The 10,961-nt window shown below is 40.2% G+C and carries 8 protein-coding genes and 2 pseudogenes; 7 read left to right on the forward strand and 3 right to left on the reverse strand.

Features of this window, described 5'->3' with window-relative positions; all coding sequences use genetic code 11:
• Positions 1 to 84 precede the first annotated feature (84 nt).
• The 4 genes from ACN6OV_RS06805 to ACN6OV_RS06820 are packed head-to-tail and all read left to right on the forward strand — an operon-like array spanning position 85 to position 3,845.
• Positions 85 to 600, forward strand: coding sequence for a low molecular weight protein-tyrosine-phosphatase (locus ACN6OV_RS06805; protein ID WP_427951137.1), 516 nt, complete (start codon positions 85 to 87; stop codon positions 598 to 600).
• 9 nt (positions 601 to 609) lie between these two features.
• Complete coding sequence (murB, locus tag ACN6OV_RS06810; RefSeq protein WP_427951139.1) at positions 610 to 1,644, forward strand: UDP-N-acetylmuramate dehydrogenase; 1,035 nt, start codon at positions 610 to 612, stop codon at positions 1,642 to 1,644.
• 30 nt (positions 1,645 to 1,674) lie between these two features.
• Entirely contained in the window at positions 1,675 to 2,802 is a 1,128-nt protein-coding gene (locus tag ACN6OV_RS06815; RefSeq protein ID WP_427951142.1) for a YdcF family protein, read from the forward strand.
• Positions 2,802 to 3,845, forward strand: a complete 1,044-nt coding sequence (locus tag ACN6OV_RS06820; RefSeq protein ID WP_427951144.1) for an alpha/beta hydrolase — start codon at positions 2,802 to 2,804, stop codon at positions 3,843 to 3,845. The genes ACN6OV_RS06815 and ACN6OV_RS06820 overlap by 1 nt, the downstream gene beginning before the upstream one ends.
• Positions 3,846 to 3,918: 73 nt before the next feature.
• Here the strand turns inward: ACN6OV_RS06820 and ACN6OV_RS06825 are convergent, their stop codons facing one another.
• Together ACN6OV_RS06825 and ACN6OV_RS06830 are read right to left on the reverse strand one after the other, a co-directional pair.
• Positions 3,919 to 5,589 carry an FMN-binding glutamate synthase family protein gene (locus tag ACN6OV_RS06825; protein WP_427951147.1) on the reverse strand — a complete coding sequence of 557 codons (1,671 nt, stop codon included), beginning with the start codon at positions 5,587 to 5,589 and terminating at the stop codon, positions 3,919 to 3,921.
• A 549-nt stretch (positions 5,590 to 6,138) separates the two neighbouring features.
• The gene (locus tag ACN6OV_RS06830) at positions 6,139 to 7,134 is read right to left on the reverse strand and encodes a helix-turn-helix transcriptional regulator (protein ID WP_427951150.1); all 996 of its coding nucleotides are present in this window, start codon (positions 7,132 to 7,134) and stop codon (positions 6,139 to 6,141) included.
• 365 nt (positions 7,135 to 7,499) lie between these two features.
• On the opposite strand from ACN6OV_RS06830, the pseudogene ACN6OV_RS06835 reads away from it, so the two are divergent.
• The 3 genes and pseudogenes from ACN6OV_RS06835 to ACN6OV_RS06845 all read left to right on the forward strand — a co-directional run.
• Positions 7,500 to 8,933: pseudogene (locus ACN6OV_RS06835) on the forward strand (circularly permuted type 2 ATP-grasp protein); the annotation flags it as partial.
• Positions 8,934 to 8,954: 21 nt separating this feature from the next.
• Positions 8,955 to 9,557, forward strand: coding sequence for an alpha-E domain-containing protein (locus tag ACN6OV_RS06840; RefSeq protein ID WP_427951153.1), 603 nt, complete (start codon positions 8,955 to 8,957; stop codon positions 9,555 to 9,557).
• Positions 9,558 to 9,716: 159 nt separating this feature from the next.
• Positions 9,717 to 10,451, forward strand: a complete 735-nt coding sequence (locus tag ACN6OV_RS06845; RefSeq protein ID WP_427951156.1) for a peptidase — start codon at positions 9,717 to 9,719, stop codon at positions 10,449 to 10,451.
• Between the two features lie 52 nt (positions 10,452 to 10,503).
• On the opposite strand, the pseudogene ACN6OV_RS06850 reads toward ACN6OV_RS06845, so the two are convergent.
• Positions 10,504 to 10,911: pseudogene (locus tag ACN6OV_RS06850) on the reverse strand (IS66 family transposase); the annotation flags it as partial.
• Between the last annotated feature and the right edge of the window lie 50 nt (positions 10,912 to 10,961).

The raw sequence follows: 10,961 nt of genomic DNA on the forward strand, positions 1-10,961 counted from the left end.
ATTATTCTTGAGTCTTGATATAGGATTCATCTGGTAAATAACTTAACATAAGACGCTTGAAATTAAAGTAGTCTTGAGGTTGTTATGTCATCCAGCACGCCATATAAGGTGTTGTGTGTTTGTTTAGGAAATATTTGTCGTTCACCGACGGCAGAAGTGGTTCTGAGACATTTTTGTGATGCAGCTCAACTCAATATTCAGGTCGATTCAGCGGGGACGAGCAATTATCACCCGGGTAAGGCACCTGATCATCGTAGTCAAAAACATGCCCAATTACGTGGCTATAATTTATCTGCGCTGCGTGCACGTCAGTTAACTGTACAAGATTTTGTAGAGTTTGATTTAATTTTGGCAATGGACTATGAAAATTTAGATAATATTCAACAACTCATGGCTAAAGCACAACAAGAGTTTGGGCAACTTCGTGCACAAATTTCATTAATGAGCCAGCATGATCATCAATTTCCACAGCAAGAAGTTCCCGATCCGTATTATGGCGGTGATGCTGGATTTGAACATGTGCTTGATCAGTGCGAGTCGAGCAGTCAAGCATGGGTGAATTATTTAAAAAGTCAGGTTCAAGTACATCCCAAACATTAAGGTTTAAGAATGCAAATTCAAACTCAGGTTCAGCTTAAGCCATTCAATACATTAAGCCTTGATGCAACTGCATCGCATTATGTCCGTATTCATTCAGTCGAAGATTTAGAAGCCGCATTACAGTTTGCGCAAGATGAAAACTTAAATGTGCTGATTCTTTCAGGTGGTAGCAACATGTTGTTACCGGAACAGATTCACGCTTTAGTAATTCATATGGATATTCAAGGAATTGAATATTTATCTGAAGATGAAATGACGCAAACTGTTCGTGTCGGCGCAGGGCAAGTTTGGCATGATTTTGTGTTGTGGTCCACGGCACATCAACTGTTTGGTTTACAAAATTTAGCTTTAATTCCAGGCCTGGTCGGTGCTTCACCGGTACAAAATATTGGAGCTTATGGCGTCGAAGTTGGTGAGTTTATTGATTCGGTGCAAGTGTATGACCGTGAAAATAAGGTGCATTGCAGCATAGCAGCTGTAGATTGTGATTTTTCATATCGCCATAGTATTTTCAAAGATCGGCCTGAACGTTTTGTCATTACCCATGTCACGTTTAAATTGTTGAGACAGGCTGAGTTAAAGCTGAATTATGGTGATTTAAAAAATGCGGTTGGAGATGAATTAACCGCTGAAAACCTACAACAGCAAGTGATTCATATTCGTCAAACCAAGTTACCCGATCCTAAACAATATCCAAATGTGGGAAGTTTTTTTAAGAATCCTGTGATTAGTCAGCAGGTTTTTGACCAAATTGTCGTGCAATTTCCCAATTTACCGCATTACCCACAACCGTATAATGAAGTTAAGCTTGCAGCAGGGTGGTTAATTGACCAAGCGGGCTGGAAAGGCAAGACCTTGGGTATGGTGGGAATGTTCCATAAACAAGCCTTGGTTTTGGTTAATTATGAACACGCGACCTTACACGATGTACGTGCAACTTACAAAGCAGTACAACATGATGTTTTTGAAAAATTTAATATTGTATTACACCCTGAACCTGTATTATTTGATGAAAATGGTTTAATACGCTCACATCAGGATTAAGGCAAAAGATAGGAAATAGGTTGTCAATACATGGATAAAACACATTGGATGGTCCGATTAGTACAAATTATCGCTGTGCTGTTTGTGCTTTTGGGCTGTTTTATGGTTTTCATTTATACGCCTTTTTATTCTAAACTGGTTGTGAAAAGTCTGAACTATTTTGTACCAGTTGAAGTCAACCAACAGGCAGCACAAAGTCAGAAAATGGGTGCGCTGAGTGATGACGATAGTTTTGAACCCGGCTCTGATCTGTGGATTGCGCGTCAGGCGTACTTAAAGTTGATGGAGCAAGCGATTCAGTCGGATGAGCCTCAAGATTTAACCGTGATTCAAGCGCGTTATAAGGCATTACAACAACTCATTGAAGAAGAACATCAAAAAGAAAATGATCAGAAAGATCAGCCACAAGTTCCTCTATTAAATACGCAAGAAATATCTGCTTCAGAAGCACAAGCTGAAAATCCCGCACAGAAAATGAAGGATTTATTGGAACTCAATAGCGCTGAAAATAAAGGTTTAATGACGCAATACATTGAATTTTTGCAAACGCATGAAATTGAACAAGCGGCGTCTGAAGCTGAACCCGTCGATAATGAAATCTATCATGACTTAGCGAAAATGCAAGATAAGCCGGTAAAACCGCCGACAGCTGAACCCTATGCCATTGTCGTTTTAGGTGGCGGATTAACATTAGATAAAAATGATAAAGATATTATCGTTAATGATTACACCCGACTGCGCCTTGAAAAAACTTTAGAGGTTGAGCGTGAACATAAATTGCCGATTGTATTGAGTGGTGTGGAAGCACCCTATATGCAAGCTTGGCTGAAAAATTATGATGTTGATGCAAAATTACTTGAAGATCGCAGTATGAATACCTGTGAAAATTCGCGTTTTAGTTCTTTGCTGTTGCAAAAGAAAGGGGGGGCGCCCACAGTAATTTTAATTACCGATCAATATCACATGCCACGTACACGTCGTTTATTTGCGCTCAATGGGATCGAAACGATTCCAGTCGTTGCTCCGATGCCAACCATCTTAACCACATGGCGCCCAAGCGAGAAAAATTATGACCATAGCCGCCGTGCAAATTATGAATTATTGGCCACTTTACGCGATGTATGGTTTGGCTCGAGTGACTGTCGAGAGGTTCCATAATGACTGATATTCCATTTTTAAATCCTTCGATTCTGAAGCAATTAGATCTCCCAGTTCCAAGCCGTGAACTAACACCGCAGTTACTTGAACCTTTAAACTTAAACCGCAAATTTGAGCCAACTGTCGAGATTGAATCTTATCGACGTTTATATGGCTTGGATGCATTAGATTGTGAGCATTGGCAGGGCTTTATTGAAATGCCTTTGTTTAAATTGCATGTGCAAGTTTTTCAACCACGACTGAAATCTGAGATAGATCAGATCAAAGGCACGGTATTTTTACTACATGGCTATTTGGAACACAGTGGTATTTATCAGCCGATTATTCGTGAATTGCTTGATCAAGGCTTTAGTGTTTTAACTTATGATTTACCAGGGCATGGTTTAAGTAATGGTTCACCTGCAAGTATTCAAAATTTTGATCATTATCAGCAAGTGCTTGAAGCGGTGTATCGTTATGTGAAACATGCGACACAATTGCCTATGCCGTGGTTGGGGATTGGACAGAGTACCGGTGGGGCTATTTGGTTACACCATTTGCTGGATTTCGCAGAGCGCCGTGAAAATCCCTATGTGGAGCGGGTATTATTATTATCACCGCTAATCCGTCCGGCAAAATCTGCATGGTGGCATAATTCTGTAGGGCTCGGCATCATTCGTCGCATTAAACGTGAAGTTCCTCGACATTTCCGTCGTAATAATCATAATCCTGAGTTTTTGCGCTTTGTCCGTTTAAAAGACCCTTTACAGCCGCGTATGATGGGAATGGATTGGATATTGGCGATGTCGAAATGGATGCAGGAAATGGAAGCGCGTCCCGCTTGTCGTATTCCTGTGTGGTTGGCGCAAGGTGCGCAAGATCAAACCGTCGACTGGCGCTATAACATTGAGTTTATTCGTCGCAAGTTTCGATTACAGACGTTGTTAATGTTGGAAGAAGGTTCACATCAGTTAATTAATGAACGTGCAGATATTCGTGCGGCTTTAACAGGCCTTATTCCAGCCTTCTTACATGCGCAAAATAGCAATAAATCCTATTATTAAATTTAAACAATTTTAGTTTAAAAATAAGTAAAAAGAGGCGATATTGCCTCTTTTTTATGGTCTAGAAAATGACTTAGAATTTTTCCAGATGCGCCATATTCCACATACGGAAATAGAAATTTTCATCATCTTTATTTTCACAATGTAGCAACTCACCATCCTTTAACCAAAAGTGTAGTTGTGCATAGTTTTTTATTTCACGATTATTGATCCGCTGTGCTAAATGATGCGGACGAATATCCGAAGGGTGTTTTAGGCCAGCAGAGGCAATTAACTCAGCTAGTCCAAGCATGGTATTTTTATGGAAGTTGAAGACCCGCTCGGCTTTAGTCGGCACATGCAGGGCCTTTTGGCGGTCTTTATCTTGCGTGGCTACGCCAACAGGACAAAGGTTGGTATGGCAGCTTTGCGCTTGTATACAACCAACGGCAAACATAAAACCACGTGCTGAATTGACCCAATCCGCACCAATGGCCATGGTGCTGGCAATATCAAAGGCACTGATAATCTTACCACTGGCGCCGACTTTGATTTTTGAACGCAGCCCAGCACCGACGAGTGTGTTATGCACAAAGAGGAGGCCTTCACGTAGTGGTGTGCCCATATTGTCAATTAATTCAATTGGGGCAGCGCCAGTGCCGCCTTCTGAGCCATCGACTACAATAAAGTCAGGGAGGATGCCAGTATGTAGCATCGCTTTGACAATGCTCATGAATTGCCATGGTTGTCCGATACAGAGTTTAAAGCCGACAGGTTTACCTTCTGATAGGTCACGTAATTGTTGAATAAATTGCATCATTTCAATCGGGGTACTAAACGCGGGATGGCTCGAAGGTGAAATACAATCATGCTCGCGGCTTACACCACGAATCTGTGCAATTTCTTCAGAAATTTTATCTTTAGGTAAAATACCGCCGTGACCGGGTTTAGCGCCTTGAGAGAGTTTGATCTCAATCATTTTCACTTGAGGGAGTTTGGCTTGTTCGGCAAAGCGTACAGGGTCAAATTTTCCATCAATGGTACGACAGCCAAAATAGCCACTGCCCAGTTCCCATACAATATCGCCACCATTTTCAAGGTGATAAGGACTTATACTGCCTTCACCTGTATCATGGTAAAAGTTGCCCATCTTAGCACCTAAATTCAACGCACGAATGGCATTGGCACTTAAACTACCAAAACTCATTGCCGAAATATTCATAATAGCTGCGCTATACGGCTGTGAACATTGTTCATTACCAATGCTAATACGGAACGTTTCAGGAATGGCAGGTATGCATGGGGTTAATGAGTGATTGATAAATCGGTAGTCATTTTGGTAGACATCGACAATGGAACCAAAGGGTTTATCGGCGTTTTTATTTTTGGCGCGTTGATAGACCAAACTGCGTTGCATGCGTGAAAAGGGCAGCGCATCTTGATCGGCTTCAATAAAATATTGACGAATTTCCGGGCGGAAATCTTCAAATAAGAACCGAAAGTGCCCCATGATAGGATAATTTTTTAAAATCGAATGTTTGGTTTGTAAAACATCATATAGCCCGACGAAGCTCAGTAAAATAGTAATGACCCAAATACTGTTGAGTAATTTTTCAGGGACAAAATATTGAATATATTGAGGCGAATAACCGATATGGAAATTGGTAATTAATAAGGCAATAATAATACAGGCAAACCAAATGGAATGGCGTGAGAAAAAGGTATTAAGAAGTTTATGGCGAATCGATTGTGCTGGACTTGGCATATTTTAAGAATCATATACAGTTCATATGCTATTAATTTGCCGAGTTTAGGCATAATGCTCAAGCCTTAATTTGTTGATTCGGTGTAGTTTTGTTAAAAATACGGGATGATTGAGCCAAAGTTAAGGTTTAAACCTTAGTAGGTAAAGAAAATCAGAAATTCTCTTAAAGCAAAAATATGCAAAAGAGATCAATTCTTATTATTTCTCAGAGGATTTATAGGTCGTTAAAGTAACTTTAATTCTATTCAAGGAGTTAAACATGATGACCAAAAAATCCATTCGATATAATACGGCTGAACTTGCTTGCCTATGTCAGCATTGATTCAATTGAAGTATAAGACATTCTTTGTGTTACAGCAGCATAGTCAGCAGAGAGCAGCGCTGTAATTCCTTTCAACCCAACAGATTAAAATGACAAAAATATTCTAAGCAATTATTCAGTCCCAAATATTGGGACTTTTTTATGCCGAGAATATTTGTATGTGCTGCATTTTATAAGTGACACAATTTAAAAGCTCACATAAAGTTAAATCATGCGAGCCTGTATTATTAATCTTGTTGTTGAACTTCAATAGCGACTTCTTCAGGTTCAATTTTTTGGATCTTTTTACCAAAACTGCGTAACCACCAGATCAATTGAGAGGTAAAGGGTACTGTGGCACTGACTTCCGCCAGTCCTGATTCACTTTTATGGATTACTTGGTCTTTACTGAGCTGACTTTCTTCAAAATAAATCGCATCAGCTTCGGACATGGTCAGTTTCAGCGCGACCATTTCTGTGGCTTTGTTGAAATCGACACGGAAACCGAGTGCGCCAGAGTCAATATAGGCATCAATATCAAAATCAACAGGATGTAGGGCACGTGAATTTAAAACATGTGCGGTTTTAAAACGATGCAGGGCAAAAGTTTGAATATCGGTTTTGTCATGGCGAGTGCAGACCAAGTAAATAATTGCCCCTTTTTGAACCAAAGCCAAAGGATTCAAAATATAGGTTTTTTCTTCGCTTTGTTGCCCACGACCTTGATAGCTACATTCAAGTTGTTTGTCCTGTAGCAGACCTTCATAAATGGCTTGCTGTGAGGCTTTATCAACTACGGGTGGAATTAAAGGCTGTGTTGCAGGAACAATGCGGACACGGTTAATCCATTGGCGTACATTATTTTGAGAGGACAGACTGCGTCGTGCAAGGTCAAACCAAGGGTTCATTTCGTCAATTAAACTTGGCGGTAGCAAATGCTTTAAATGTTCTTCCACCATCATAAAGGTGACTGCTTGAGAACTGGTCATGTGCGGCAAACTTTGAATTGGTGCATCAGAGCGCCAACGCCAACCTTGAGGTGTGGTTTTACTACTTTCAATTGGAAAACGTAATGAAATCTGGTTTAAATCGCGCTGAATCGTTCGCAGGCTAATATCAATCCCTTCGCGGTTCAGGATTTCTTGTAATTCACGCGTACCCATCCACTTGCCTGTAGACAGTCGTGAAAGAATTTGCCACTGGCGATAGAGGCTATTTGACGTTTCTTTTTCTTGTGAAGACATAATCTTGAGCTTGAACAGTATTGGAAATGAATAAAATGATGCTGTTGGACACAATATGGAATCTCGATGGGTTTCGCAAGTCTTGAAAATAAAAAATCCAAGTGGATTGCCTAAAGTATTTAGAAACAACTTGAGTCGTTAGATGCTGTACCGCATGATGATTTTGATGCATAAATAAACAGAAGGGTAAGTGGATATGCGAGGCATGTTTATTACTTGGTTTATTTACAATAGATCACAAAAAAAATGGAGTTGCTATGTTGAAAGAAAATCGAGATACAACTTTCAATAGGCTTGATATTTACGATGTTAAGCCAGCTCTCACGACATCATTAATCACTCGGCCTGTAGCAACTGGACATGCAATGTTTGAACAATTGTCGGCACATTTTTTTAATGAAATGCGTGATAACAAATCTGCAGGTCGAGAAGCATGTCAGCGCATTGAGCAATGGCTTTCTTTGCATACACTTGAAGAATTAAAACAGTTAAATCAGGCTGCAAAACAACATTTCCTGTATGAAGGAATTACCTTTACCGTGTATGGCGAAGATGAGGGTATCGAGCGCACAATTCCCTATGATTTAATTCCGCGTGTCATTGCACGTAAAGAATGGGATAGTTTGTCGCTTGGCTGTGCACAACGTGTGCAAGCATTGAATTTATTTTTACACGATATTTATCATCAACAAGATATTTTAAACTCAGGCATTATTCCTGAATCATACATATTGACCCACGAAGCTTATTTGCCACAGATGTATAAGCATCATCTCAAGGGTAAAATTTATAGTCAGATCAGCGGCATTGATATTATCCGTGATGGTCAAGGCGAATTTTATGTGCTGGAAGACAATTTAAGAACACCTTCTGGCGTGTCTTATATGTTGGAAAGCCGTAAGCTTAGTCAAAAATTACTGCCTGAGTTGTGTCAGCAAAACCACATAATGGGCATTGAACACTACCCACAATTATTAGGTGAAATATTGGCTGAAAATGCCGATATGGATCATCCATTTATTGTGGTGCTGACACCAGGGCGTTTTAACAGTGCCTATTATGAACATGCCTTTTTGGCAAGGGAAATGGATGTGCCCTTGGTGACATCACGTGACCTTTATGTGAAAAACGATAAGGTTTATGTGAAAACTATTAAAGGTCGCCAACAGGTTGATGTAATTTATCGTCGTGTGGATGATGCTTTTTTAGATCCACTTTGTTTCAAACCCGATAGTACTTTAGGCGTTGCAGGTCTGATGTCGGCCTATAAGCAACATAATGTGGTGATTGCCAATGCACTGGGTACAGGGGTTGCAGATGATAAATCAATTTATCCTTATGTTGATCAAATGATTGATTTTTATTTGGGTGAAAAAGCGATTCTGAAAAATGTACCGACCTATCAATGTCGTGAACAGCACGATTTGGATTATGTGCTGAGCAACATGGAACAGTTGGTGGTGAAGGAAGCACGGGGTTCTGGCGGATATGGCATGCTGATTGGCCCACAAGCATCGACTCAAGAACTGAAGGCTTTTAGAGCAAAAGTCGCTGCGGCACCGCATTTGTATATTGCTCAGCCGACTTTAGATTTGTCCGTGAGCCCAACACTTAATGAAAGTAACATTTCTGAACGTCATATTGACTTGCGGCCATTTGTGCTCAGTTCACCTTATCGCACTGAAATTGTACCGGGTGGATTAACCCGTGTGGCAATGCAAGCTGGTTCTCTGGTAGTGAATTCATCGCAGGGCGGTGGCATTAAAGATACTTGGGTGGTCGATGATCTACGCTCATAAATTCCATTGAAGGTGCAGCAGATGATTTTATTAAAGAGTAATGCTGAACATATATTTTGGTTAGGGCGCTATTTAACGCGTACACAATACCTGTGCAGTTTATTTCCGTTTCAAGATACAGAGTCTGCCTTGGCTTATGCACATGCCTTTTGTTTACCTGCGTTTGATGCAGACTCTTTAAATGAACTGATCCTAAATGAAGAACAACCTACGTCTTTTAGCAGTCAATTTCAGTATGCGCGCTATAATGTTCAAGATTTACGTGGCGTACTTTCAGCAAAAAGTTATGCTGAGCTCAATCACTTGCTTCGTAATGCCTGTGAAAACCCGAGTTATATTTGTGATGTGGTTGCAGAATGTGAAGAGGTTTTAGAGTCAGAGTCTGATGATATATTTTTATTTTTTAGCTTAGGGCAATGCTTAGAGCAATTTGACCAACAGTTACGTATGCAACAGAACTTGTCGAACACCTTGCCTAAAATTGAGCACATTGTTGCAGCTTTGGTTCAATTGGGGTGGAATAATCTTGAAGAGGCATGGCTAGAACTGAAACATTCACCGAACAACCAAAATTTTTATCATTTCAGTGATCATATTCAAAATATGTTTGAGGTGAATATATGAGGTTGATGATCGATCATTAAACGCATTATATTTAGAGTAAATTTAGTGAATAGTAATAGTAATAGTATTTAACAGATCAAAATAATACCTTTGAACAATGTTCATCAATGAGCTTAATTGTTCAGATATTAGGATATTCAAAAAATAAGAGGGATATATATGACCTATTGTTGTGCATTACGTTTACAGGATGGCATGGTCTTTATTAGTGATACACGGACCAATGCTGGGGTCGATCATATTTCTGTATTTCGTAAATTATATACTTTTGGTGTGCCGAACGAGCGTTTCATTGCCATTCAAACATCAGGAAATTTAGCCACAACACAAGCAGTCATTGGACATTTACAAAATCAGTTAGAACTGAAGCAAGAACCCAATTTATATAGTGTGAATACCATGTTTGAGGTAGCTGAATTGGTTGGCCATACCTTAAAAAAAGTCATTGCCGATGTCACTACAGACACTTTAGAGCAAAGTAATTATTATTGTAGTTTGTTGGTCGGTGGTCAGATTCAGGGCGGTCAAATGCAGCTGTATAATATTTATCCGCAAGGTAATTTTATTAGTGCCACTTCAGATACGCCATATTTTCAAATTGGTGAAAGTAAATATGGCAAACCAATTTTAGATCGCACCTTACGCTATGATATGCCGCTCGATGAAGCCATGCGCTGTAGTTTAATTTCCTTTGATTCGACCATTCGCTCCAATGTTTCTGTCGGCATGCCACTGGATGCATTGGTGTATAAAAAAGACAGTTTGATTACGCCACATGGTAAGCGCATTTATGAGGAAGACCCATACTTTACTATGATCAGTAAAGGCTGGTCGGAAGCCTTGCGTCAGGGCCTCATTGAATTGGCAAAACCAACGGATGACTATTTTCAATAGTTCAGATTCTATCGTTTAAATGTAAGCGTCCGCTGAACCCCATAGCTATTTTTTAATTTTGGTCGGATTTCCAGCGGTGTGGCAGTAATTCTTTTATTTGGGTCATTTTATGTGTCGGCAACCTTTTCAGCACATCACTTAAATAGGCATACGGATCTAGTCCATTCAGCTTTGCTGACTGAATCAGGGTCATGATGTTTGCAGCTCGCTGACCACTGCGCAGCGAACCTGCAAATAGCCAGTTCTTGCGTCCTAAGGCCCAAGGTCGCATTTGATTTTCGATCCAATTGTTACAAATCGGTAGATTGCCATCATCCAAATAGCGACTTAAAGCTGGCCAACGCTTCAGAGTGTAATTGATGGCCTTGGCGGTGGCAGAACTCGATGGCACCGTCAGATGATGTTGGTTGAGCCATTCATATAGTTGTTGCATGGTAAGCGTCCGCTGAACACACCTTATGAATTCATCCTATAAGCCTTAATTTAGTCCCCACTTAAAAACAAGTGGGG

Origin of the sequence: Acinetobacter sp. (assembly GCF_050285345.1) — a bacterium.
Lineage (GTDB): Bacteria > Pseudomonadota > Gammaproteobacteria > Pseudomonadales > Moraxellaceae > Acinetobacter.

Coding starts and splice junctions, on each gene's coding strand:
- murB (WP_427951139.1), top strand. CDS start 610: ATGCAAATTCAAACTCAGGTTCAGCTTAAGCCATTCAATACATTAAGC.
- ACN6OV_RS06840 (WP_427951153.1), top strand. CDS start 8,955: ATGATTTTATTAAAGAGTAATGCTGAACATATATTTTGGTTAGGGCGC.
- ACN6OV_RS06820 (WP_427951144.1), top strand. CDS start 2,802: ATGACTGATATTCCATTTTTAAATCCTTCGATTCTGAAGCAATTAGAT.
- ACN6OV_RS06805 (WP_427951137.1), top strand. CDS start 85: ATGTCATCCAGCACGCCATATAAGGTGTTGTGTGTTTGTTTAGGAAAT.
- ACN6OV_RS06830 (WP_427951150.1), bottom strand. CDS start 7,134: ATGTCTTCACAAGAAAAAGAAACGTCAAATAGCCTCTATCGCCAGTGG.
- ACN6OV_RS06845 (WP_427951156.1), top strand. CDS start 9,717: ATGACCTATTGTTGTGCATTACGTTTACAGGATGGCATGGTCTTTATT.
- ACN6OV_RS06815 (WP_427951142.1), top strand. CDS start 1,675: ATGGATAAAACACATTGGATGGTCCGATTAGTACAAATTATCGCTGTG.
- ACN6OV_RS06825 (WP_427951147.1), bottom strand. CDS start 5,589: ATGCCAAGTCCAGCACAATCGATTCGCCATAAACTTCTTAATACCTTT.